Genomic DNA, 22,888 nt, shown 5'->3' with positions numbered 1-22,888 from the left:
AGCTTGGAGTGTTCACTATGATGGTCGATATTAATTTATTAGAAGAGAAAGAAAAGAAAAACCGGACGCCCTTGTTCATCATTATAGCTGCTATGTCAGCTGCTTTGATCATGTTCGTCATATTTATGTTGAGTTCACAGCAACTGACAAAAGAAAGAGACCTTAACACGGAACGTATTGAGCAGCTGCACCAGGCGCAGGAAAAAATGCAACTGACTATGACAGGTGAAAAAGCGGAAGCAGAGGACAAGTTACAAGAAGCGCACGATGGCATAATGGATTCTGCCGTTCCGACTGTTCCTGCTTTGGAAAAAATGATTGGATTGCTTCCCGAACGAGGCTACATAGAAAATTATATTTTGATGGATCGATCCGTGGAAGTACAGGTGAGGTTTGACTCTTTTCAGCAAGCTGCTGCTTATACGGATGCTTTACTATATGACCCTTTATTTGAAAATGTAGAATTAGTGGATATATTATCTTCAGAAACAGAAGCGGATTTGGACTCTTTTGAATACAGGACAGGTTATTCTGCTTCTTACTCTTTGAATATCGCCTCCAAAATGAATAATGATGGGGAGGTGGAGTAAGTGCTGCACTGGAATAAAACTTACACCTTGATCCTAGCGGCCGTAATGATAGGTTTGTTTGGCTTAGGGTTCCTTTTACACGACGTATTTATAAAAGGAAAACAAGAAGAAGTCCAAAGTCTCCGCAATACATTAAGCAATGAACAAGAGATTTTAGAGGAGCTGCAGAAGCGAGAGAATGCCAGCAAGACCACCCCAAATCTACGAGAACTTTTAGTTAGTCTGCCTGTTACTAAAAAAACGGATCAACTGCTTATCGCATTGGAGCGTGCCGAGAGTGTCTCTGATAGTTTGATTAATAGCGTGACTGCTCAAAGTGCTGGGACAGTTCCTCGGGAAACGCCGAATGAAGAAGGGGCGCAAAGTTCCCTGCCAGAAGGAGTGCAAAAGCTTAGCTATGAAGTTGAGGTTTTGACAGATGGTTTTTCAGACTTTTTAATATTTCTTGAGGAATTGTCGAATGACGATCGTATTTTGATAGTGGATGCTATCAGCTTCGAAGATTCTGTGCCTGAAGGATATGAGTCGGATGTGAAAAGCTATTTTGTTACAGTTTCTGCTTTCTTTCAGCCTGACATTGGGGAATTGGAAAGCGAGCAGCCCTCTCAGAAATATGACGAAGAATCAAATAAAATAAATCCATTTTAATGATAATGGGAAGGAAGAGGCTAACGGATGAGTCTCTTTTTTTCTTGCGGAATTTGCTGTCGAAAACTTAATGACAAAATCCAACCCCATTTTTAATATGCTTATGTTAGATTGATAAAAATGGTAAGGGAGAGGGCAGGATGGCAGAAAAAAATAAAATAGTGATTTCATTCAACCGTGATCAAGAACAAACAAAAAAAGAAATTGTACAAGCTCAGGAAGAGCAGGCAGCTTCCCAAATTAAAAAGGTTCATCACATTCATGAAATAAAACGTCAGCCCAAATTTTCAAAATTTACCGCAGTTAAAAATAATGTGAATCCTTCTTACATGAAACATGTAAGCATATCCATAATGACGGCCATAGTCGTGAGCGTTTTTCTTGGCTTTATTTTATTAAAGTTGTTTGTTTCAGTAACTGAAGAATCGGCTCCTGCTGCTGAGTCATTGACCGAGGGGAGCAAAGCCGAAGTTACATCAGCAGCCCAGGTTCCTGTGAAGCTTCCTGAGCTCGAGACGCAAGTTGTGCAAAGTGGTGTGTTTACGAGCGAAGAAACTGCACTGGAGTGGCAGAAGGATTTATCTGATAAATCGCTGCCTTCCCTTATATGGAAGCAAAGTGACCAGTACTTTCTGCTATCAGGAACCAGTGACCTTGATGATGGGATTCAATCATTGTCTGGTGAATTGACGAAACTAGATGTACCTACTTATATAAAAAACTGGAATGTGCCGGCTGCTGATTTGATGATCACAGAAAACAATGCCGCCGTGGCCGAAACTATTATTACTCATTTAGAAAATAATACACTGCACACGGTACCAGTCGAGGAACGAAAGGCATTGCTTGAGAAATGGGATGATTCAGCTGCGGGGGAGGAAAAGGTACGTAAAGCTTTCGACGGCTGGGTGAATGAACAAGCGAATGGTCTTACTTGGCTGGAGTTTGCCAAGGCCTTTGAATCTTTGTAGAGTTTATATAAATTTTATAAATTTCATAGGTATAATTCGTTCAATCTGAGTATTTTCTATGTTAATAAGTTAATGTTATCTCATTCATATCCTTCAAATCTTCATATTTACCTGGTCTATGAATAAGCCATTTTTTTATACACTATAGGTACCTCAATGAGGAATAGAAGAGAAAGGATATGGTAATAGAATGACAACCAGCAGTGTGATGATACGTGATCTACCAAAGGAGGACCGTCCTCGGGAAAGGCTGCTTAAATTAGGTGCGTCCCACCTTTCCAATCAGGAACTGTTGGCGATTCTTCTTGGAAGCGGGACCAGGCAGGAGTCGGTAACGGATCTAGCCCATAGGATACTTAGTCATTTCGAAGGGATTATGTTATTGAAAGATGCGACAATCGAAGAACTGACAGCTATTCGTGGAATCGGGGCTGCGAAAGGGGTCCTGCTATTGTCAGCTATTGAGTTCGGCCGGAGGATTCAACATATGAAGCCTGTAGAACGCTATGTCATAAGAAGTCCAGAGGACGGAGCGGATTTTGTTATGGAGGAGATGAGAGATCTTAAACAAGAGCATTTCATTTGTCTGTTCCTTAATACAAAGAACCAGGTGATTCATAGACAGACGATTTTTATAGGAAGTCTTAACGCTTCCATCGTGCATCCAAGAGAGGTTTTTAAGGAAGCGGTTAAACGTTCAGCTGCCTCTATCATTTGTGCCCACAACCATCCCTCCGGCGACCCGACTCCTTCTCAGGAAGACATTCAGGTAACAAGGAGGTTAAATGAGTGCGGGAAAATGATCGGTATAGAACTGTTGGATCACTTAGTGATCGGGGATCGTACATTCATTTCCCTGAAAGAAAAAGGATACCTATAAGACTATCTATTTTTATGTATTTTTCGTATAATTGAATAAATGAAAAAAATAAGCGCCTTTTATAAGTTTTTCTTATAATATGGCGCTTCTTCTGATGATATTTAGTTATACATCTTGTTATGGATAAGGTTTAGAAAGGGAGATATAATTGGGCTTATTTGGTTTTTCGCAAGATTTAGGGATCGATTTAGGTACTGCAAATACATTGGTGTTTTTGAAAAATAAAGGCGTTATTTTACGAGAGCCTTCCGTGGTAGCTAAAAACAGCCAGACAGGCGTGATTGAAGCTGTTGGAAACGATGCCCGAAACATGATAGGACGTACACCGAATTACATAAATGTTATTCGTCCGATGAAAGATGGGGTAATCGCAGATTATGATACGACTGCACAAATGATGAATCATTATATTAAACAGGCGATTCGCACACGTTCATTTTTCGCTAGTAAGCCGAATGTCATGGTATGCGTGCCTTCAGGCATTACAATGGTTGAAGAACGGGCTGTTATTGATGCTACAAAACAAGCAGGAGCCAAAGAAGCTTTTCCTATTGCAGAGCCTTTTGCGGCTGCCATTGGAGCGGGACTGCCTGTCTGGGAACCTACAGGAAGCATGGTGGTGGATATAGGCGGTGGTACGACAGAAGTTGCCATCATTTCCCTTGGAGGTATTGTGACAAGCCAGTCCATACGAGTTGCCGGTGATGAAATGGACGAGGCCATCATCCAGCATGTTCGTAAGAAATATAATTTAATGATTGGAGAGCGTACGGCTGAAGACGTAAAAGTGGAGATTGGCGGAGCAGGCTCAGTCGAAGAAAGTGTGGAAATGGAGATACGCGGACGCGATCTTCTGAGCGGTCTTCCTAAAACAATTCAAGTACACTCAGAGGAGATTGTAGGAGCTTTGAAAGACACTGTAGACGCTATCATTGAAACTGTGAAAAACACATTAGAGAAAACACCTCCTGAACTTTCTGCTGATATCATGGAGAGAGGTATTGTGCTGACAGGCGGTGGAGCGTTACTGAACAATCTGGATCGGGTAATAAGTGAAGAAACAAACATGCCAGTATTCATCGCTGATGAACCTTTAGATTGCGTAGCCGTCGGAACAGGAAAGTCTCTTGAGTATATTCATCATTTCAGATCCCAGCCTAATGTAGCGGCACGTCCGAGTACGGATTAAGGAGTATTTTTATGCCTTCTTTGTTTCGTAGAAAAAGACTTATGACTGTACTTATCGGCTTTATCATACTTGTAGCACTTATCGGTTTTTCAATGAGGGACCGCAGTGAATTATCAGTTCCAGAGAAGTTCCTTCAGGATTCCGTCGGCTGGGTACAAACAGTGCTTTTAGCGCCAGTGCAGTTATTCGATGATTCTTACCAAAATATACAAAAAATGTTGAATGTGTATGATCAGAATGAAGTTTTGAAAACAAGGCTAGATGAATATAAAGGGCTTATTCAGGAGAACCAGCAGCTTCAAAAAGACAACGATGAGTTAAGAGCTGCTTTAGATAAAACGGAATCCTTACGTGATTATACGCCTATTCAATCTACAGTCATTGCACGAAGCTCCGATCGATGGTTTGAACAAATGACGATCAATAAAGGGGAAGAGCACGGGGTGGAGAAGGATATGGCTGTCATTACTAGTGAAGGTATGGTAGGTAAAATTATATCCGCCGGCTCCTTTCACTCCACCGTACAGCTATTGAGCGGCTTTGATGAATCCAATAAAATTTCCTCCTGGGTTGTCAGAGAGGACGAAGAGAACACGTTCGGCTTAATCGAAGGTTATGATAGTGAAAGCGGCCGGCTTCTTTTAGAAGGCATAAGTCTGGATGAAGAATTGGAAGAAGGGGATACCGTGATATCTTCCGGCCTGGGTGGTGTATTTCCTAGTGACTTGCGCATAGGGACCGTAGATGAGGTGGAAAATGACCAGTCTGGATTGACGAAAACCGCCTATGTAGAACCGTTTGCAGACTTATTCGATATTAGTCACGTAATTGTCGTAGACCGCGATGTTCAATCTACCAATGATGAGGAAGAAGAGGAAGGCGAAGGACAATGATACGTTTAACAATATCCTGCCTGCTTATTATATTGTTAGTGTTTCAAGGAATGGCGATGAGTTTATTACCCGCCAAAATCGCATATTCCGAATTATTGATGACTCCTCACTGGGTCTTATGTTTCGTACTAATTATTGCCATATTCTTTGATAAAGACGATACATATCACTGCGTATGGTATGGAATGATCTTCGGACTTTTGATTGATGTAGTATATACTGGGGTCCTCGGTGTTTATATGGTAACTTATACTATTGTCGCCTATGTCATTCACGGGGTTCATAAATGGGTGCACGAAACCTTCTTCGTTTCTTTGCTGCTTGCGATGGCTGGTGTAGGTTTGGCTGATGCTGTATTATATGTCATTTATTCTTTTGTTCAGATAACAGAAATGCCATGGTGGAATTATGTAGTCCTTAGACTGGTGCCCACCATATTGGCGAACGTCGTATTTTTTGTCTTTTTATATCCTCTTATGAAAAATAGAGTAGAACGCTGGTCTGACATGTGGAAAAGTACTTAATTAATCGGAGAAATGTCCAAGTTTTGAGGTGAAGGCCCGTGACAACGAATAGTCAAATGGTGACGATAAAAGGAACGAGAGATGGATTAACACTTCGGTTGAATGACCAATGCTCTTATGATGCTATACTCCAGGAGCTTGAAGAAAAGCTTTCAGTGAGCGGAACAGATGCTGATCAGCCGATGATACGTGTAACGATACAGTTAGGGAATCGATATCTTACGGACCAGCAAAAGAACAAGCTCAGGGACATTGTCCGAGAAAAACAGAAGCTTGTCGTTGAGCAGATCGAGTCGGACATTATTACAAAAGAAGAAGCGCTTGCTTGGAAAGAAAACAGCGAAATCACTCCTATAGTAAAAACTATCCGCTCTGGTCAAGTGGTCCAAGTCACTGGAGACTTGCTCTTGTTAGGCGATGTTAATCCAGGCGGGAAGGTGATTGCTACCGGCAACATTTTCGTATTAGGGAATTTGCGCGGAATTGCTCACGCTGGATATGAGGGGAACGCACAAACAGTAATAGCGGCTTCCTATATGAAGCCAAATCAGCTGAGAATTGCAGGACAGCTATCTAGAGCACCTGATCAGGATTCAGATGGCGTGTATATAGAATGTGGTTTTATCGATGAACAGGTCAACGTCATTCGTATAGCCCCTTTACAGGAAGTTATAAAGTTAAAACCGGATTTACTCAGTTTTGAAAGGAGAATGCTAAATGGGTGAAGCCATCGTAATCACCTCAGGAAAAGGCGGTGTTGGTAAAACAACGACGACTGCAAATTTAGGTACAGCATTAGCTCTCCAGAACAAGAAAGTTTGTTTAGTGGACACGGACATCGGGCTGCGTAATTTGGATGTCGTCATGGGATTGGAGAACCGAATCATTTACGACATTGTAGACGTCGTCGAAGAGCGCTGTAAAACGAAGCAGGCTCTCATAAAAGATAAACGGTTTGACTGCCTTCACCTATTGCCAGCCGCCCAGACTTCTGATAAATCAGCGGTCACACCTGAAAGGGTCAAAGCCATCGTTGATGAACTCAAGCAGGATTACGATTACGTCATCATCGATTGTCCAGCCGGTATTGAGCAGGGGTACAAAAATGCAGTCGCAGGAGCTGACAAAGCTATTGTGGTGACCACACCTGAAAAAGCGAGTGTCCGTGATGCTGATCGAATCATAGGTTTATTGGAGCAGGAAGAGCTGGAACCGCCGAAATTAGTGATTAATCGTATTCGCAATCATTTAATGAAAAATGGAGAAATGCTGGATGTCGACGAAATTGTCAATGTGCTATCCATTGATCTCTTAGGGATTGTTATAGACGATGATGCTGTCATTAGAGGATCGAATAAAGGTGAGCCTGTGGCTTTTACGCCAGATACTAAAGCGTCTATCGCTTATCGGAATATTGCAAGACGCATCTTAGGAGAATCTGTCCCTTTGATGAATTTAGAAGAAGACCCTGGCTTGATGACTAAAGTGAAAAAATTCTTCGGAATGCGTGCCTGACAGCTGCGAACCATAATTCGCAGCTGTTTTATTTTGTCTGCAAACATTTGTGGGGATTTTGCGACACGATGTAATCACAATGAGTCTATTCATATTCTCTCTCTTTACGCCATAAAATAATAAAAAGGCTGGGAGAGAAGGGATCAAGTGAAAAAGAATATAAATGATGTAAGAAAAAACATAGCAGAACGAAAAAGGAAAAAGGTTATAACCTCCCGCAAACCAACGACTCATAATGGGATCAGCGGACCGCAGGATGAAGAGATGCATGGGTATCCTCCTTTCGTAGTGAGCGATGGTTTCAAGCAATCGTCAAAGAAATCTGCTTCGCTTTTTGGTGTACAAGCTCTGGCGTCTGTTCTTTTATTTGGAGTTGTATTTATCAGTGACCAATCTTCATCAGCCGTTGCCGAACAGCCCAGGGAATGGTTATCTTCCCAGCTGCAAGAAGAATTTCCTTTTGCGAAAGTGACGGCGTGGTACAGTGATCGCTTTGGAGGGCCTTTGCAGCTAGTTCAGCCTAAAGAAGAGCAGCAGAGTGTCAATGTAGCACTTCCAGTCAATGGCACGGTAACAGAGCCTTTTGAGAATCACGGAAGAGGAATCATCATGAGCACGGCTCAAGGTGAAGAAGTTAAATCTATTAAAGAAGGTACTGTTATTTTTGCGGGCAATGACCCAGAAACGAAAAAAACAGTTATTATCCAGCATCAGGACGACTCGAATACGATTTACGGGTTTTTGTCCACTATAGATGTCCATTTATATGAACACATTCAAGCACAGGAAACGGTAGGCTTGTTGAATGAGAAAGATGGCAATGAGTTTTTCTTTGCTATTGAGAAAGACAAGCAATATTTAGACCCTGCTGCAGTGATCAAAGTCGATGGCGGCTCTTAAACTTGCTAAATCCATCCATATCCATCCCCTGTTCTTTGTGCTGGCAGTATCTGCTCTTTTGACGGGAGCCATTTACGAATTCATCATTTTGTTTTCAATAGTGGCCATTCATGAAATGGGGCACTATGCGGCTGCTCGAAGGTATGGATGGAGAGTTTCTCATATCGAATTTTGGCTTCTCGGAGGAAGTGTCGTAAGTGATGAACATACGACACGACCACTCAAAGAACAATTTCATGTTACGTTAGCGGGACCAATTCAGCATGTATGGATATTTGCGGTCCTTCAGCTGCTTTCATTTGTGATCGGTCCACATCCTTTATTGTCGGCAGCCTTTACTTACAATAGTCTGATTTTACTATTGAATTTAATTCCTGTATGGCCGTTGGACGGAGGAAAACTGCTTTTTTATTTTCTCAGTCAGTATCTTCCTTTTAAATTCAGCCTGAAAGCCTCATTGATCATTTCAATGGCTGTCCTGCTGCTAAGCTTAACTGTATTGATTCTGGACGGGAGAATGACTTTAGCCGGCACCCTTCTGGCAGGTTTTCTGCTTTTAGAAAATGTTTTGGAGTGGAAAAGGCAGATGTATGTATTTATGAGATATGCCGTCTACTGCCTCGAGAGAGACGTTACGAATATGAAAGTAAAGTATTTCACAGTTCCGCCTCAAACTTCCGCATTTGATGTTATAAAAAATATCCGCGCGAATCGTCACCATTTATATATATTGAAACAAACACCAGGATTATATATAGTAGATGAACAGGAATGTCTGCATCAATTTTTAGATGAGAAACGAACGAACGCGACATTAAAGGACATTTCAAGTCTATAGTGGTGAAGAGGTTCAACATGAGAACGTTAGCGCTACATACAAAAACAAGTGAATCGATAGCTCTCTTTATCGAACAGGGAGACGTCATTGAATATACAGCGGTGCGCCCGGATGCTTTTCAGCTTTCGGGTTCAATTTTTAAAGGTACGGTAAAAAATATTCATAAAGGCATGCAGGCAGCTTTTGTTGATATTGGGGAAAGACAGCATGCTTTTTTGAAAAAAACTGAAATCCCATGGTGTACCGGGTCTATAGAACAGACACTAACGGAAGGACAGTCGATCTACGTACAAGCGACTAAAGAACCTATCGGTGACAAAGGAGCCCAGGTCAGTGCAGACTTGACTTTCCCTGGACTGTATTTAGTTTACCGACCGTTTGGGAAGAGGATTTCAATTTCTAAAAAAGTAGCTAAGGATCATGCGGAAACTTTACGTGAAGTTATGACCTCGATGTTGACTGACTCGGAAGGAGCCATCATGCGGACGAGCTCAAAAGATACGGGAGCTGACATCATGAAAGACGAGCTGAGCACTTTAAGAGAGGTATGGAAGCAGATTCCCGAGGCGAATAAGCCAGGGAAGGTGTGGGAGGATCTCATTATCCCTGATCAGTCCATTCGAAAATACGCTCATTCTTTGAATGAAATTGTAGTGGACACGAGTGAAATGAGTGTTCTGTTAAAAGCGAAGTACCCGAGCCTGGAAGGGAAAATACGATGGGAAAAAAGTTTAGAAAGCTATACAAACCATTCTGTTAATGAACTCCAAAATAAGCTTTCTCAACGCGAGGTAACAACGTTTAAAGGAGTTCAATTAATAATTGACCGTACGGAAGCTATGACGGTCATTGATGTTAACAGTCATCAGTATAAGGAAAAAGCTATGTCCCGTAAGGAAATAGTGACGGTGAATAAATTGGCGGCTGAGGAAGTATTGAAGCAGGTAAGGTTGCGCAACCTTTCTGGAATGATTCTCGTAGATTTCATTTCCATGAACAACCTTTCAGAAGAGCAGCAGCTCCTTAAATACATGAAACAGCTTGCGCAGGCCGATCCCGTCAAAACGCTCATCCACGGAATGACTAAACTAGGAATAGTGGAAATGACTCGGACTAGACAATGGTATGCTGTATGCGATCAATTACTTGCGAGCCCTGAACGTCGATATGATTTACATACACAGTGGTATCGACTGGAACGTTTTCTTCTTGAGAACCGGCAGCATGAAGCGGTCCTCGTTGCCGTTCATCCTGAGTTATATGATATAAAAAAACAATTGCATTCTGAACCGATATCTAGTAAAATTCCACAGAAGCTGTTTGTTAGGCAGGATCATAGCATTCCTGGCTGGCAAATTGAGCTTGAAGGGTCACTAGACATGATCACAGCAGCTATTCAGAGACGTGTGTATCATGTTGACAACTTGTTTTGATCTGTGGTAACATCAATATGTTATTCAAGTAGCACTTCATGCTACAACCGCACAGAACAGGTTTTTAAACCGATTCCGGTACCTGGATGGCGAGTCTGAGTTATTTGAGGAGGTGCAAGTATGTACGCAATTATTGAAACTGGTGGAAAACAAATCAAAGTTCAAGAAGGTCAAGAGATCTACGTAGAGAAAGTGAACGTAGAAGATGGCGAGACTGTAACTTTTGATAAAGTTCTTTTCGTAGGTGGAGACGACACTAAAGTTGGCGCTCCATTCGTAGACGGTGCAACGGTAACGGCTAAAGTTGAAAAACAAGGTCGTCAGAAGAAATTGACTGTCTTCAAATATAAGCCTAAAAAGAACTACAAACGTAAACAAGGTCACCGTCAACCGTACACGAAGCTTGTTGTTGAGAGCATCAAGGCGTAAGCGGGACGATGATTAAAGTAACGATATTTCGTTCACAAGAGGATATAACTGGTTTTGAAATAGCCGGTCATGCCGAGAGCGGTCCTTATGGACATGATCTCGTTTGTGCCGCCGTATCCGCAGTATCCTTTGGAGCGGTCAATTCAATAATCAGCCTTTGTGAATTCGAACCGGAAATCACTCAAGGCGGTGAAGGCGGTTATCTGAAAATAAAACTGCCTGAGAATTTGGATGAGACATCTCATTCTAAATCTCAACTGCTCCTTGCAGGAATGATGGTGTCTTTGCAAACGATCGAAAATGATTATCACGAATATATAAAAATTACAGAACTGTAAGGAGGTGGGACACATGCTACGTCTAGATTTGCAATTTTTTGCCTCTAAAAAAGGTGTAAGTAGTACTAAAAACGGACGTGATTCTGAGTCTAAACGTCTTGGAGCTAAGCGTGCCGACGGTCAATCGGTAACAGGTGGATCAATCCTTTATCGCCAACGTGGTACGAAAGTATACCCTGGTGAAAACGTTGGCCGTGGTGGAGATGACACATTATTCGCTAAAGTGGATGGTGTAGTTAAATTCGAACGTTATGGTCGTAACCGTAAAAAAGTTAGCGTTTATCCTGTAGCTCAGGAAGCGTAACATCATTAGTATGATTTCATACGTACATGTAAGCCGCGCTGTGCCATGGCATAAGCGCGGCTTATTTATTTTACGATGATTTCAGTTTTCCTATGAGTTTGCTATACTTTCTATAGAAGAGAATGGAAAGCAGGGGGAGCGGAATACAATGGATGAAAATGAGGTGCTGCATCTATTACAGCATAAGCGTCATGACTGGATGAATCAAATACAGTTGGTGCAAGGGTATGCGTCTATGGGAAAGATGGAGCGAGTAAAAGAACAGTTGAGAAGGATTATAGACGAATCAGAACACGAACGAAGACTTATGAATAGTTCAGCGGTTCATTTTGCACTGTGGCTAATCACTTTCAATTCTCGTCACTCTTACTATCGATTGGCCTATGTAATCAATAATGACGTTGATTTATCCCGTCATGATGAACAGCTTGTTGCTTATGCGAATCAAACGATTAAAGCTATGGATGAATTCAACGTCCATGAAGAACTCTATGAAGGTACCCTCCAACTGAGCGATAATGAGGAAAACGCAGGTATAACGTTAAGCTGGAATTGGACAGGGGCATTCACCAAAGAAAAAGAATTGATCAAACAGCTCGAAGATATCGGGTACAGAATGGCTTATATTAACGGTTCTGACCTTTATCTCGAATTAACGATAGAATAATGAGGTGATCCATATGTTTGTCGATCAGGTTAAAGTTTTTGTAAAAGGTGGAGATGGTGGTAATGGTTTAGTCGCCTACCGCCGGGAAAAATATGTTCCTATGGGAGGACCAGCCGGTGGAGATGGCGGAAATGGCGGCGATGTCATTTTTGAAGTCGATGAAGGACTTAATACGCTGATGGATTTTCGTTATCAGCATCATTTTAAAGCCAAGCGCGGCGAGAATGGCATGAATCAAAAGCAGCACGGTAAAAATTCGCAGCCTTTAGTGATCAGTGTTCCCCCTGGAACAACGGTAAAAGATATTGAAACAGGGAGAGTCATTGCGGATCTCACTGAGCATAAACAGCAGGCTGTCATTGCCAAAGGCGGTCGAGGAGGCCGAGGAAACGCTCGTTTTGCTACGGCTAGGAATCCTGCTCCGGAAATTGCTGAAAATGGTGAGCAAGGGGAAGAACTGAACGTGCAAGTAGAACTGAAGTTATTAGCTGATGTAGGGCTGGTTGGTTTTCCAAGTGTTGGAAAGTCTACTTTTCTTTCAGTCGTGACAGCAGCAACTCCAAAAATCGCTGATTATCATTTCACGACCTTAGCTCCTAATTTAGGTGTTGTAGAAAGTCAGGACCACCGAAGCTTTGTCATGGCTGACCTTCCAGGTTTAATAGAAGGCGCACATGAAGGAATTGGGCTCGGTCATCAATTCCTGCGCCATGTGGAAAGAACGAGGTTGCTGCTGCATGTAATTGATATGTCTGGCTTAGAAGGAAGAGACCCTTACGAAGATTTCGTCACAATCAACAATGAGCTTTCTTCCTATGATGAAAGGCTGACAAAACGTCCTCAGATCGTTGTAGCCAACAAGATGGATATTCCTGAAGCGGAAGAACATCTTAAAGCTTTTAAAGAAGCTGTGGGGGAAGAAGTAACAGTTTTTCCTATTTCAACAGTTACAAGAACAGGGCTCGACGAACTTCTTTATGCTGTAGCAGATAAGCTTGATGAAATCCCTAAGTATGAAGCGGAGCCAATTGAAGAAGTGGAAGAGCGAGTCATATATAAGTATGAAAAAGAGGAAGCCCCATTCAAAGTTACGCGAGCTGATGATGGAGCCTACGTTTTATATGGTGAAAAGATCGAGTCCGTATTCCGTAAAACTGACTTCACTAGAGACCAATCCATTAACCGCTTCGCGAGACAGATGCGCGGAATGGGTGTAGATGAAGAACTTAGAAAGCGCGGGGCAAAAAACGGCGATACTGTAAGACTGCTTGATTATGAATTTGAATTTGTTGACTAATGGGGTGCTAAGTGATGACGGATTATAATGAAAAGTTTTACTTAGTCCGTAGCGATATTTTGCCCGAAGCGATGAAGAAGACGATTGAAGCTAAAGCTTTGATAGAACGGGGAAAGGCAGTATCTATATTTGAAGCTGTTCAAGATGTTGGTTTATCCAGAAGTGCTTTTTACAAATATAGGGATGCCGTATTTCCGTTCCAGGCTATGGTGAAAGAGCAGATGATCACATTGTTTTTTCATTTGGAGGATCGAACAGGTACATTATCCAACCTCCTTAATACGGTGGCAGATTCAGGGTGTAATGTATTGACCATTCACCAAACGATTCCATTGCAAGGGAAAGCGAACGTTACCCTGTCATTGAATACGACAGGTATGATATATTCGATTGAGCAATTATTACAGAGGCTTCATAAATTGGACTTTGTAGATCGTGTAGAGATTCTTAGTTCTGGGGCTTAAGAAAGAAGGAGTTAAAGTTATGCAGCGAATTGGATATTTAGGACCAAAAGGTACTTTTACAAAAATGGCGGTTGACGCATTGTTTGAAAAAGGATCTTTTATCAGTTATGACAGCATTCCTGCTTGCCTTGATGCAGTAGAGCGCGGGGATATTGATACGGGCGTGGTGCCGCTGGAAAACGCAATTGAAGGATCGGTTCATCTGACGATCGATTATTTGATTCATCAGGTAGATCAGGCTGTCATTGCAGAAATGACAGTACCTATAAAACAACATTTACTTGTCCACCCTGATTACAATGGAGAGAACCTAACTCACATCTATTCACACAGTCACGCTATTGCCCAGTGTCATCAATATTTGTATAAACATTATCCTGAAGCAGAATTAGAATATACGGCTTCTACAGGAAGGGCAGCCGAAGTAGTAGCTTCGGAGGGGGTCCACGTAGCCGCTATAGGAAATCATTTGGCAGCTGAAGAAAATGGTCTGAAAATTTTTACGCCGAATATTCACGATTACGACAATAACCACACCCGTTTCGCCGTCGTGCAAAAAGAGAAACAACCATTGGAAGTGAAAAATCATCCTGTTACCACTCAAAAGACGACGGTGATGGTCACGCTGCCTAAAGATTTCGTTGGAGCTCTCCATCAAGTGTTAGCTGCGTTCGCCTGGCGTAAAATGAACTTATCAAAAATTGAATCTCGCCCAATGAAAACAGGTTTAGGCAATTATTTCTTTTTAATAGATGTCGATCAACCTTATGATGAGGTCTTGTTCCCGGGAGTGAAAGCGGAATTAGAAGCCTTAGGTTGTACATTGAAGTTGCTCGGCACGTACCCGAGTTATAATATAGATATCCCTTCTCCTGTATGTCAGTAAGTAAAACGAGTCCTCAATAATCGGGGACTCGTTTTTTAAATGAAAGGCTTTATTAAAGTTCCGTGTTGTTATTTAAAGCTTACCACAGGGATAACAGCTTATATAAAGTCAATGCGAAAATTTTACAGCGACTATATTTAAAAACTTCTTCCAGACTATTAATAGGGAGGCTTCCCATAGCTCGGGTTTATTTATTGGGCAAATTCATCATTCTTTTCCTTGTCTACGCATAAAGTGTTAGGAAACGATTATGCTCTTATAACTTTATAGATCACAGGAAAGGAGTTGCAACTGTGAGAATTCACATTGTACAAAAAGGTGATACGCTGTGGAAGATTTCGAAAAAATATGGGGTGAATTTCGAAGAATTGAAATCAGTGAATTCCCAACTATCGAACCCTGATATGATTATGCCGGGCATGAAAATCAAAGTACCTCAGGGGAAAACTCCTGTAAAAAAAGAAGCTCCCAAAAAAGAAAATGTAAAAAAAGAAGCCCCCAAGAAAGAAACGCCTAAAAAAGAAATGCCAAAACCAAAACCAAAGCCAAAAACTATTCCTAAACCCATTCCTCAAATAAAAGAGGATGAAAAAAAGCCACAAGTTAATAAGCCTATGCCGATGATGGAAAAGCCAATGATGCCGATCCAAATGAATATGCCAATCCAAATGCCGATGGACCAGCATATGCAAAATTACTATACAACCTTCCATCTTCCTCAGATGCCTGCTCCAGAGGAGTCTTCGGAGAGTCCTGTTTATCAAAAACCGATGAAACCGATGAAACCGATGAAGTATATGGAAAAACCTTCTCAGCAACAGACTGCAAAATCAATGCCTATGGAGCAAGAATCAGAGACTAAGCCAATGCAGAACATGCCAATGCAGAACATGCCGATGCAGAACATGCCGATGCAGAACATGCCAATGCAGAACATGCCGATGCAGAACATGCCAATGCAGAACATGCCGATGCAGAACATGCCAATGCAGAACATGCCAATGCAGAACATGCCGATGCAGAACATGCCGATGCAAAGCATGCCGATGCAGAACATGCCGATGCACAGCATGCCAATGCACAGCATGCCGATGCAATATCAGCATTCTCCTTGGGATAGTTTCTGGTGCCCGCCTTACCATCACGCAATGATGGGAATGCCGCACTCCCCGCAAATGATGCCTTATGAGAATGAAATGATGAACCATCAATATCCACAGCAGATGCCTTATCAAAACGCATCGGCAAATGAGATGTACGAAATGGAAGAGGAGTCTGAGTCATCTTATGTGGGCGGAGCACAGCAAGAAAGTGATTGCGGCTGTGGAGCTCCGAAGCCATTCACTCAGCCACAGATGATGGATTATGGTTACCCGCCGAATCAAATGATGCAGCCTCAAATGAATGGATGGCACCCTTATGCTATGATGAATAACGATTACCAGATGAGAGGTTTATATTTCCCTCAACAGCCACCACAGCCTTTTCAAAACTGGGCGCCTGAACAAACGTGGCAGGATGATGATGGAGATGACTCGTAATTTAAAAGAAGGCGATTCTTATACGGATCGCCTTTTTCAATGGCTGCGCTCAAGAGACATGAATATTACCAAAGCTGTTAAAATCAAACCTAAAGTATATAAAGTATGGGTGAATCAAAAGCCCTTCTTATTAAAAGGGTATAGACGTTCTAACATGTTGAACCAGCAACTATCCTTTTTTGAAAATTGGGAGGAAGCAGCGAAATTTGCTGCTACTCCGATATCATTCCCTGACAATGCCCGAAGTTTGAGTAAGCTTGGCTGCGATTGGGCTTTGTTCACTTGGCTTAACGGCCGACATGCTGACTTTTCTCATCAAAGCGATCGTAAAAAAACTTACCATTGCTTAAGACAGTTTCACCGTTCGACAAAAGGTTTACAAGCCTTATCGATTCCTAGAGATCCCTTATACTTGAAATGGGAACGACGGTTAGAACAGTTCAAAAATACGAGAGAGGTTTTTGAATACTGCGAGAAAAAGGAGTTCTACAATGAAGTCGTGACCTCCATGAGCCGTCTGCTCGACCCTTTTTCACGTTATTCCTGGGGAGTGATCGAAGAAGAGGCTTGGGATGAGCAGCAATGGCTGCACGGGGATGTTGCTCACCATAATTTCATATTAGAACCTGCAGGATCAATGAAAATGATTGACTTCGATTTACTTCATATAGGGCCGAAACTGTATGATGAAATTCAATTAGCTCACCGATTTCTCCCTTATTTAGAAAAGGATCGTTCAGCATTCTTCCAGTTATTTAAACATGTTGAGTATCCTGAGATTTGGCTTAGAGGCGTCCTCGTTCCAGCGGATCTTGTCAGAGAATGGCTTCACGGGTATAACAAATTTCGAAAAGGGGAAGATTTATTAAACAACCATATTGAAAAGTTTGAAATTGCATGGCAAAGTCGTAAACAGTTTGTCCGATATGCAGAATTCATGCTAAGATAAAAAGTATCTTACGTGTGAAAGGATGAACAATCCAGTGAAGCAAAAAGTAGATCGTATTGTAGCGTGGCTGCAAGAGCAGGGTGAAAATGCAGGCGTAAAAGGGATGCTTGTTGGTGTAAGCGGCGGTATTGACTCAGCCGTTGTGGCTCATTTAATCAAAAAAGCCTATCCAGACCATTCCCTGGGCGTCATTATGCCTTGTAAGAGTCATGGCAGCGACCAGGAGCATGCAAAAAAAGTAATCAGCTCATGTGAGATTGATTCATTGACTGTTGATTTAACGGAGACGCATAATGTTATGTTCGGTAACATTTTAGAACAGCTGAAAACAGATAATAGCTATGATGCCGACCAGGAGAAAATTGCTGATGCCAATTTACGGGCTCGCTTGAGAATGAGTACCCTATACACTCTTGCCACGAATCATCAGTATTTAGTTGTAGGAACCGATAATGCCGCAGAATGGCACACAGGCTATTTCACCAAATTCGGTGACGGAGGCGTGGATCTAGTCCCTCTTGTCAATTTGACTAAAGGTGAAGTCAGAGAAATGGCAGAATATCTTGGCGTGCCAGATGAGGTTATTCATAAACAGCCAAGTGCGGGTTTATGGGAAGGTCAAACTGATGAAAATGAGATGGGCACAAGTTATGACATGATCGACCGTTACTTAAAAGGTGAAACTATTCCTGACAAGGACAAAGAAATCATCGAGGCGATGCATAACCGAACAGCACATAAAAGAGAAATGGCTCCAGGGCCGCCGAAGTAACCTTACCTTAAATTGACAGACTAAAACATTCTTCTTCGTCCATAGTAATGGAAAAGGAGAATGTTTTTTATGTGGAAAATTTTAATTGTTATATTATTAGCGGCGGTATTGTCAGCTTGTAAAGATGACATTCCGGAGAAAACTAATGAATCACAAAGCGATGAGCTTTATCAGCCTATCGAGTATACAGATGAGGACAAAAAACCTAAAGGAACACAAATCCCCACAGGAGAGGATCAGTTTTTTAAAAGATCGACCCAAGAAGAAATGAGGGAAACCAAGTACTCGGAAACAACCCGCTCTCATGACAATGCTTTCAACAATGAAGAAGCCATGCTGATTACTCAGGAGGTCAACGAGTTGAAAGAGGTGACGCTTTCTCAAGCTTTTACAAACGGAGAAAAAGCTTACGTTGCCGTAATGGTCAACCCACATGATTATAAGGACGAAAAAATCGCAGAAAAAGTTTTAGAAAAAGCAGAAGCTGTCACGGATTTACCCGTTGTAGTTTATACAAATGTCAGTCAGTGGGATCGAAGAAAGGATGAAGACGCAAGATCAAGGGCTGCCGAGGCACCGGAAGCTCTTAAGAAACAAATTAAAGATTTTTTTAACTCGAATTAAAACAGGTTTCATAAGTTATCAAGGGCTTGCTTTTGTGATATATTGATATAGGAAAAGTTTTGCTCCAGGGGAGGAGATTACCTATGGCAGGCCATTCTAAATGGAATAATATTAAACGAAGAAAAGGTGCTCAAGACGCCAAAAAAGGCAAGATTTTCATGAAGCATGCTCGTGAAATTTTTATGGCAGCTAGAGAAGGCGGCGGAGATCCAGAAATGAACGCTAATCTTCGCTTAGCTGTAGATAAAGCAAAATCAAACAATATGCCGAACGATAATATAGATCGAGCGATTAAGAAAGCGACAGGTAACCTCGATGGTGTGAACTATGAGGAATTCACTTATGAAGGCTATGGCCCGAATGGAGTAGCCGTTATGGTCACTGTATTGACGGATAATAAGAATCGTACAGCCGCCGAAGTCCGCCACGCATTCAATAAAAATGATGGAAACCTCGGTGAAAATGGATGTGTAGCTTTTATGTTCAACCGTAAAGGATATATAGCCATAGATCGCAGCCAGGCAGGTTTGGATGAAGAAGAGTTTTTACTCGAAGTAATTGAAGCTGGGGGCGAAGAGCTCGAAACAAGTGAAGAACAATACGAAATCTATACAGAACCTGAGGATTTTACAAGTGTTAAATCTGAACTTGAAAATAACGGCCATACAATTACAACAGCCGAAGTAACAATGGTTCCCACTACGTATTCACGGCTGGACGAAGAGGGCGTTGCTAAAATGTTAAAATTGATCGATGCTTTAGAAGATAATGATGACGTTCAAGAGGTTCATCATAATTTGGACGCTGATGAAGAAGTGTTGGAAAAACTATCATAAATATTAGTCTCACTTATAAAAGCTATTGTTTCTGAGCATACTAGAAACAATAGCTTTTTATAAGGAGGAAAAACCATGCAATCCATATGGATAACAGCCCTTATGATCGTCAGTATGACACTTCAGCCGTTTACAGGAACTCCAGAAAGAGCTGCAAGCGACCATAGTTTTGCGAGTTCTACTTTAACCGAAAAAGCCATCCCGGCTTTCGTCTATCTGGATCCGTTAGAACTTAAAGTTATTTTGAAAACTTATGAAGGCAGTGAATTGATAGATACGAAAGTCCAAACAGAGACGATATGGGCCATGGAAGACTTTTGGGCGGCCTATGAAGGCTGGACAGTGGAGGATCAGAGTATTGGGGAAATCGTGTTTCAGAGGCAGCTAGTAATAGCTTGAATAAAGAAAAAACCGCTGTATTTTGGCGGTTTTTTCTTTGGATTAATTCTTATACGAACATGTGCTTGTGTGTTACAATGTAGTGTAGAAATGAATTCGAGACAGAGGGGAATTTTCACCATGATCGCATACGTGAGAGGAAAAGTAACATCTATAGATGAAGAGGCAATAGCCATTGAAACAGAAGGCATAGGGTACGAAATTCTATGTGCCAACCCCTTTAACTTTCAGGATGATTTACATAATGAAATTAAAGTTCATACGTATCATTATATAAGAGAGGACCAGCAGCTGCTTTTCGGTTTTAAAAAGAAGGAAGATAAATTACTATTTGCTAAACTTTTAAATGTTTCCGGTATCGGGCCAAAAGGAGCTTTGAGTATTCTAGGCAGCGTCAGCGTTCCCGAGTTTGTTTCAGCGATAGAGCAGGAAGATGATAAATATTTAACGCGCTTCCCCGGAGTCGGGAAAAAGACAGCCCGTCAGATGATCCTCGATTTAAAAGGGAAGCTTATTATCTGGCTGCCTGATGAAGAGAATGAACAAACGATTTTTTACAAAGAAGATGTGACTTCTAAAGAAAAGAGAGAACGTTTGGATGAAGCACTTGAGGCATTAAAAGCATTAGGGTACTCAGATAAGGAGTTAAAAGTGATCCAGCCTGAATTAGCAAAATCAAATCAGTCGAAGATTGACGATTTAATTAGACAGGGACTGCAGCTTTTAATGAAATCTTAACAGAAAGGAGGAAGCTGGATGGAGGAACGTATGATATCTGGAGAGTTACAAGACGTAGAACGGGATATCGAACTTAGTTTACGCCCTGAAAACTTGCGTCAGTATATTGGCCAGGAGAAAACGAAAGAGAACTTACGGATTTTCATTGAAGCGGCAAAAATGCGTGAAGAACCACTTGACCATACTTTGCTGTACGGCCCGCCTGGCTTAGGGAAAACTACGCTGGCTTCAATAATAGCAAACGAAATGGGGGTCCAGTTCAGGACGACCTCAGGTCCTGCCATTGAACGTGCTGGTGATTTGGCAGCCATTTTGTCCTCTTTGGAAGCTGGGGATGTGCTTTTCATAGATGAAATTCATCGTCTTCCAAGATCCGTCGAAGAAATTTTATATCCTGCGATGGAGGACTTCTGCCTGGACATCATAGTCGGTACCGGTCCGAGTGCAAGGTCAGTGCGTCTTGACCTTCCTCCATTTACGCTCGTAGGAGCAACAACAAGAGCCGGGCTGCTTTCAGCTCCGTTAAGAGATCGTTTTGGTGTCCATTGCCGCCTTGATTATTATGATGCCAGCGCTCTATGCTCTATTGTAGAAAGAACTGCGGATATTTTCCACGTAGGTATTCACAAGGAAGCGGCGATTGAGGTTGCTCGAAGATCCCGAGGAACCCCGAGGATCGCTAATCGACTGCTTAAGCGTGTGCGGGACATCGCGCAAGTAGGCGGAGAGACAGTCATTTCTGAGGAGACGACTCAAACCGCATTACGGATGCTTCAAGTGGACGGAGAAGGCCTTGATCATATCGATCATAAACTTCTGACAGCTATTATGGACAGCTTTAAAGGCGGACCGGTAGGCCTCGATACTATTGCAGCTACTATAGGGGAAGAATCACAGACGATTGAGGACGTGTATGAGCCATTTCTTTTACAGACAGGCTTTATTCAACGAACTCCGAGAGGAAGAGTTGTGACGGATAAGGCATACAGCCACTTTAACCGGGAGGTGCCAGGCTCTTGACGGGCATGGGTAAAATCTTTATTGTAATAGGGGTTGTATTTATCGTTATTGGGTTGTTATGGAGTTTGTTTGGTAAACTGCCGGGTGACTTTAGTTTTAAGAAAGGTCCTGTTACAGTATATTTCCCAATCATGACGTCCATAATTGCCAGTATCGTACTCACATTGATCTTTTACTTAATAGGAAAAATTCGATAATCAGAATAGGAGTTTCAAATGGATATCAACGCATACGATTTTGAATTGCCAGAAGAATTGATTGCTCAAGTTCCGCTATTGGAAAGAGCATCCTCTAAACTGATGGTGTTGGATCGAAAAGAAAAAAGGATAGATCATCAGCATTTTTCCGATATCAAAGGGTACTTGCATGAAGGTGACTGTTTAGTATTAAATGATACAAGGGTACTCCCCGCCCGTCTTTATGGAGCTAAGGAAGAGACGGGTGGAAAAGTTGAAGTTTTATTGCTTCATCAGCACGAGAACGATGAGTGGGAGGTTCTCGTAAAGCCTGCCAAAAAAGTGAATATCGGTACAAGAATCGTGTTCGGGGACGGTAAACTGATCGCAGAGTGCACGGAGCTCCAGGAACATGGCGGAAGAAAGATGCGCTTCGAATATGAAGGGATTTTTCTTGAAGTTTTAGACTCTTTAGGAGAAATGCCGCTTCCGCCTTACATTAAAGAGCAGTTATCTGATCGCGAACGCTATCAGACAGTGTATGCCAAAGAGCAAGGTTCTGCTGCTGCTCCTACGGCTGGACTGCACTTCACAAACGAATTATTGGACGAGTTACAGACATCTGGAGTGGAAATCGTATATTTAACCCTTCATGTTGGTCTAGGGACTTTCCGACCCGTAAGTGTCGATGATGTGGAAGAACATGAAATGCACGCTGAGTTTTATCAGCTTAGCGAACAGGCTGCTAATCAGCTTAATGAGATGCGAAAAAAAGGTGGGCGAATTATTTCTGTCGGGACCACTTCCACTCGTACACTGGAAACGATTGTACGAGATTATGGAAAGTTTGAAGCTTCCAGCGGATGGACGGATATCTTCATATATCCCCCTCAGCAGCTCAAAGCGATTGACGGATTGATAACGAACTTCCATTTGCCAAAGTCAACTTTGATCATGCTTGTCAGTGCATTTGCCGGCCGTGATTTTGTATTAGAAGCTTACCGACTTGCTGTAGAAGAACGTTACCGCTTTTTCAGTTTCGGTGACGCAATGTTTATATTTTAATG

At 42.0% G+C, this 22,888-nt stretch carries 29 protein-coding genes and 1 other annotated feature; all 29 genes read left to right on the top strand.

The features are described 5' to 3' along the window. Positions 1-17 precede the first annotated feature (17 nt). Positions 18-590 (top strand): PilN domain-containing protein, encoded by a 573-nt coding sequence (locus LF817_RS03805; protein WP_253934438.1) that lies wholly within the window; start codon positions 18-20, stop codon positions 588-590. After that, on the top strand, positions 591-1,238 hold the full coding sequence (locus LF817_RS03800; RefSeq protein ID WP_253934437.1) for a hypothetical protein: 648 nt from the start codon (positions 591-593) through the stop codon (positions 1,236-1,238). 140 nt (positions 1,239-1,378) lie between these two features. Continuing rightward, the gene (locus LF817_RS03795) at positions 1,379-2,209 is read left to right on the top strand and encodes a hypothetical protein (RefSeq protein ID WP_253934436.1); all 831 of its coding nucleotides are present in this window, start codon (positions 1,379-1,381) and stop codon (positions 2,207-2,209) included. A 190-nt stretch (positions 2,210-2,399) separates the two neighbouring features. Beyond that, positions 2,400-3,089 carry a RadC family protein gene (gene radC / locus LF817_RS03790; protein ID WP_253934435.1) on the top strand — a complete coding sequence of 230 codons (690 nt, stop codon included), beginning with the start codon at positions 2,400-2,402 and terminating at the stop codon, positions 3,087-3,089. Between the two features lie 148 nt (positions 3,090-3,237). Further along, positions 3,238-4,278, top strand: coding sequence for a rod shape-determining protein (locus LF817_RS03785; RefSeq protein WP_253934434.1), 1,041 nt, complete (start codon positions 3,238-3,240; stop codon positions 4,276-4,278). An 11-nt stretch (positions 4,279-4,289) separates the two neighbouring features. Next, the gene (mreC, locus tag LF817_RS03780; protein ID WP_253934433.1) at positions 4,290-5,171 is read left to right on the top strand and encodes a rod shape-determining protein MreC; all 882 of its coding nucleotides are present in this window, start codon (positions 4,290-4,292) and stop codon (positions 5,169-5,171) included. Beyond that, positions 5,168-5,695, top strand: coding sequence for a rod shape-determining protein MreD (gene mreD, locus LF817_RS03775; RefSeq protein ID WP_253934432.1), 528 nt, complete (start codon positions 5,168-5,170; stop codon positions 5,693-5,695). Before mreC ends, mreD begins: the two co-directional genes overlap by 4 nt. Positions 5,696-5,733: 38 nt before the next feature. Next, positions 5,734-6,420: a septum site-determining protein MinC gene (gene minC / locus LF817_RS03770; RefSeq protein ID WP_371924992.1), complete on the top strand. Its 687-nt coding sequence runs from the start codon at positions 5,734-5,736 to the stop codon at positions 6,418-6,420. Beyond that, positions 6,413-7,210: a septum site-determining protein MinD gene (gene minD / locus LF817_RS03765; RefSeq protein ID WP_253934431.1), complete on the top strand. Its 798-nt coding sequence runs from the start codon at positions 6,413-6,415 to the stop codon at positions 7,208-7,210. Before minC ends, minD begins: the two co-directional genes overlap by 8 nt. A 147-nt stretch (positions 7,211-7,357) precedes the next feature. Next, the gene (locus tag LF817_RS20360; RefSeq protein ID WP_253934430.1) at positions 7,358-8,110 is read left to right on the top strand and encodes a peptidoglycan DD-metalloendopeptidase family protein; all 753 of its coding nucleotides are present in this window, start codon (positions 7,358-7,360) and stop codon (positions 8,108-8,110) included. Continuing rightward, positions 8,097-8,948: a site-2 protease family protein gene (locus LF817_RS03755; protein WP_253934429.1), complete on the top strand. Its 852-nt coding sequence runs from the start codon at positions 8,097-8,099 to the stop codon at positions 8,946-8,948. Before LF817_RS20360 ends, LF817_RS03755 begins: the two co-directional genes overlap by 14 nt. Before the next feature lie 17 nt (positions 8,949-8,965). Continuing rightward, a complete protein-coding gene (locus LF817_RS03750; RefSeq protein ID WP_253934428.1) occupies positions 8,966-10,381 on the top strand; it encodes a ribonuclease E/G in 1,416 nt (471 codons plus the stop codon). A gap of 35 nt (positions 10,382-10,416) precedes the next feature. Then, positions 10,417-10,488: a sequence feature (ribosomal protein L21 leader region), on the top strand. Positions 10,489-10,501: 13 nt separating this feature from the next. Further along, a complete protein-coding gene (gene rplU, locus LF817_RS03745) occupies positions 10,502-10,810 on the top strand; it encodes a 50S ribosomal protein L21 (RefSeq protein WP_253934427.1) in 309 nt (102 codons plus the stop codon). 8 nt (positions 10,811-10,818) lie between these two features. Further along, positions 10,819-11,148 (top strand): ribosomal-processing cysteine protease Prp, encoded by a 330-nt coding sequence (locus tag LF817_RS03740; protein WP_253934426.1) that lies wholly within the window; start codon positions 10,819-10,821, stop codon positions 11,146-11,148. Between the two features lie 13 nt (positions 11,149-11,161). Then, the gene (rpmA, locus tag LF817_RS03735; protein ID WP_079530402.1) at positions 11,162-11,452 is read left to right on the top strand and encodes a 50S ribosomal protein L27; all 291 of its coding nucleotides are present in this window, start codon (positions 11,162-11,164) and stop codon (positions 11,450-11,452) included. Between the two features lie 148 nt (positions 11,453-11,600). Beyond that, complete coding sequence (locus LF817_RS03730; RefSeq protein WP_253934425.1) at positions 11,601-12,119, top strand: Spo0B domain-containing protein; 519 nt, start codon at positions 11,601-11,603, stop codon at positions 12,117-12,119. A gap of 13 nt (positions 12,120-12,132) precedes the next feature. Then, positions 12,133-13,416 (top strand): GTPase ObgE, encoded by a 1,284-nt coding sequence (gene obgE, locus LF817_RS03725; RefSeq protein ID WP_253934424.1) that lies wholly within the window; start codon positions 12,133-12,135, stop codon positions 13,414-13,416. 14 nt (positions 13,417-13,430) lie between these two features. Further along, positions 13,431-13,880, top strand: coding sequence for an ACT domain-containing protein (locus LF817_RS03720; protein ID WP_253934423.1), 450 nt, complete (start codon positions 13,431-13,433; stop codon positions 13,878-13,880). A gap of 19 nt (positions 13,881-13,899) precedes the next feature. Further along, positions 13,900-14,766, top strand: coding sequence for a prephenate dehydratase (gene pheA / locus LF817_RS03715; protein WP_253934422.1), 867 nt, complete (start codon positions 13,900-13,902; stop codon positions 14,764-14,766). A gap of 293 nt (positions 14,767-15,059) precedes the next feature. Further along, complete coding sequence (gene safA, locus LF817_RS20510) at positions 15,060-16,307, top strand: SafA/ExsA family spore coat assembly protein (RefSeq protein WP_253934421.1); 1,248 nt, start codon at positions 15,060-15,062, stop codon at positions 16,305-16,307. After that, on the top strand, positions 16,297-17,256 hold the full coding sequence (locus LF817_RS03705) for an aminoglycoside phosphotransferase family protein (protein ID WP_253934420.1): 960 nt from the start codon (positions 16,297-16,299) through the stop codon (positions 17,254-17,256). The genes safA and LF817_RS03705 overlap by 11 nt, the downstream gene beginning before the upstream one ends. A 34-nt stretch (positions 17,257-17,290) precedes the next feature. Continuing rightward, positions 17,291-18,028, top strand: a complete 738-nt coding sequence (gene nadE / locus LF817_RS03700; RefSeq protein WP_253934419.1) for an NAD(+) synthase — start codon at positions 17,291-17,293, stop codon at positions 18,026-18,028. Positions 18,029-18,097: 69 nt separating this feature from the next. Further along, complete coding sequence (locus tag LF817_RS03695; protein ID WP_253934418.1) at positions 18,098-18,652, top strand: YhcN/YlaJ family sporulation lipoprotein; 555 nt, start codon at positions 18,098-18,100, stop codon at positions 18,650-18,652. A gap of 83 nt (positions 18,653-18,735) precedes the next feature. Continuing rightward, positions 18,736-19,488, top strand: coding sequence for a YebC/PmpR family DNA-binding transcriptional regulator (locus tag LF817_RS03690; protein ID WP_253934417.1), 753 nt, complete (start codon positions 18,736-18,738; stop codon positions 19,486-19,488). A 75-nt stretch (positions 19,489-19,563) separates the two neighbouring features. Then, positions 19,564-19,887 (top strand): BofC N-terminal domain-containing protein, encoded by a 324-nt coding sequence (locus LF817_RS03685; protein ID WP_253934416.1) that lies wholly within the window; start codon positions 19,564-19,566, stop codon positions 19,885-19,887. Between the two features lie 120 nt (positions 19,888-20,007). Beyond that, positions 20,008-20,625 (top strand): Holliday junction branch migration protein RuvA, encoded by a 618-nt coding sequence (ruvA, locus tag LF817_RS03680; RefSeq protein ID WP_253934415.1) that lies wholly within the window; start codon positions 20,008-20,010, stop codon positions 20,623-20,625. A gap of 18 nt (positions 20,626-20,643) precedes the next feature. Next, entirely contained in the window at positions 20,644-21,645 is a 1,002-nt protein-coding gene (gene ruvB, locus LF817_RS03675; protein ID WP_253934414.1) for a Holliday junction branch migration DNA helicase RuvB, read from the top strand. Between the two features lie 5 nt (positions 21,646-21,650). Beyond that, positions 21,651-21,842, top strand: coding sequence for a DUF2905 domain-containing protein (locus LF817_RS03670; RefSeq protein ID WP_253934559.1), 192 nt, complete (start codon positions 21,651-21,653; stop codon positions 21,840-21,842). Between the two features lie 18 nt (positions 21,843-21,860). Continuing rightward, a complete protein-coding gene (queA, locus tag LF817_RS03665) occupies positions 21,861-22,886 on the top strand; it encodes a tRNA preQ1(34) S-adenosylmethionine ribosyltransferase-isomerase QueA (RefSeq protein WP_253934413.1) in 1,026 nt (341 codons plus the stop codon). Positions 22,887-22,888: the final 2 nt, after the last annotated feature.

It is taken from the genome of Halobacillus sp. A1 (genome assembly GCF_024189295.1).
Classification (GTDB): domain Bacteria; phylum Bacillota; class Bacilli; order Bacillales; family Halobacillaceae; genus Halobacillus_A.
This window is presented reverse-complemented; position numbering and strand designations above follow the sequence as displayed.

What these genes read in the sequence shown, in the direction of transcription:
- LF817_RS03805 (WP_253934438.1), top strand. Translation starts at nt 18, where the DNA reads ATGATGGTCGATATTAATTTATTAGAAGAGAAAGAAAAGAAAAACCGG.
- LF817_RS03795 (WP_253934436.1), top strand. Translation starts at nt 1,379, where the DNA reads ATGGCAGAAAAAAATAAAATAGTGATTTCATTCAACCGTGATCAAGAA.
- radC (WP_253934435.1), top strand. Translation starts at nt 2,400, where the DNA reads ATGACAACCAGCAGTGTGATGATACGTGATCTACCAAAGGAGGACCGT.
- mreC (WP_253934433.1), top strand. Translation starts at nt 4,290, where the DNA reads ATGCCTTCTTTGTTTCGTAGAAAAAGACTTATGACTGTACTTATCGGC.
- mreD (WP_253934432.1), top strand. Translation starts at nt 5,168, where the DNA reads ATGATACGTTTAACAATATCCTGCCTGCTTATTATATTGTTAGTGTTT.
- minD (WP_253934431.1), top strand. Translation starts at nt 6,413, where the DNA reads ATGGGTGAAGCCATCGTAATCACCTCAGGAAAAGGCGGTGTTGGTAAA.
- LF817_RS03755 (WP_253934429.1), top strand. Translation starts at nt 8,097, where the DNA reads ATGGCGGCTCTTAAACTTGCTAAATCCATCCATATCCATCCCCTGTTC.
- LF817_RS03750 (WP_253934428.1), top strand. Translation starts at nt 8,966, where the DNA reads ATGAGAACGTTAGCGCTACATACAAAAACAAGTGAATCGATAGCTCTC.
- rplU (WP_253934427.1), top strand. Translation starts at nt 10,502, where the DNA reads ATGTACGCAATTATTGAAACTGGTGGAAAACAAATCAAAGTTCAAGAA.
- LF817_RS03740 (WP_253934426.1), top strand. Translation starts at nt 10,819, where the DNA reads ATGATTAAAGTAACGATATTTCGTTCACAAGAGGATATAACTGGTTTT.
- rpmA (WP_079530402.1), top strand. Translation starts at nt 11,162, where the DNA reads ATGCTACGTCTAGATTTGCAATTTTTTGCCTCTAAAAAAGGTGTAAGT.
- LF817_RS03730 (WP_253934425.1), top strand. Translation starts at nt 11,601, where the DNA reads ATGGATGAAAATGAGGTGCTGCATCTATTACAGCATAAGCGTCATGAC.
- obgE (WP_253934424.1), top strand. Translation starts at nt 12,133, where the DNA reads ATGTTTGTCGATCAGGTTAAAGTTTTTGTAAAAGGTGGAGATGGTGGT.
- LF817_RS03720 (WP_253934423.1), top strand. Translation starts at nt 13,431, where the DNA reads ATGACGGATTATAATGAAAAGTTTTACTTAGTCCGTAGCGATATTTTG.
- pheA (WP_253934422.1), top strand. Translation starts at nt 13,900, where the DNA reads ATGCAGCGAATTGGATATTTAGGACCAAAAGGTACTTTTACAAAAATG.
- LF817_RS03705 (WP_253934420.1), top strand. Translation starts at nt 16,297, where the DNA reads ATGACTCGTAATTTAAAAGAAGGCGATTCTTATACGGATCGCCTTTTT.
- LF817_RS03695 (WP_253934418.1), top strand. Translation starts at nt 18,098, where the DNA reads ATGTGGAAAATTTTAATTGTTATATTATTAGCGGCGGTATTGTCAGCT.
- LF817_RS03690 (WP_253934417.1), top strand. Translation starts at nt 18,736, where the DNA reads ATGGCAGGCCATTCTAAATGGAATAATATTAAACGAAGAAAAGGTGCT.
- LF817_RS03685 (WP_253934416.1), top strand. Translation starts at nt 19,564, where the DNA reads ATGCAATCCATATGGATAACAGCCCTTATGATCGTCAGTATGACACTT.
- ruvA (WP_253934415.1), top strand. Translation starts at nt 20,008, where the DNA reads ATGATCGCATACGTGAGAGGAAAAGTAACATCTATAGATGAAGAGGCA.
- ruvB (WP_253934414.1), top strand. Translation starts at nt 20,644, where the DNA reads ATGGAGGAACGTATGATATCTGGAGAGTTACAAGACGTAGAACGGGAT.
- LF817_RS03670 (WP_253934559.1), top strand. Translation starts at nt 21,651, where the DNA reads ATGGGTAAAATCTTTATTGTAATAGGGGTTGTATTTATCGTTATTGGG.
- queA (WP_253934413.1), top strand. Translation starts at nt 21,861, where the DNA reads ATGGATATCAACGCATACGATTTTGAATTGCCAGAAGAATTGATTGCT.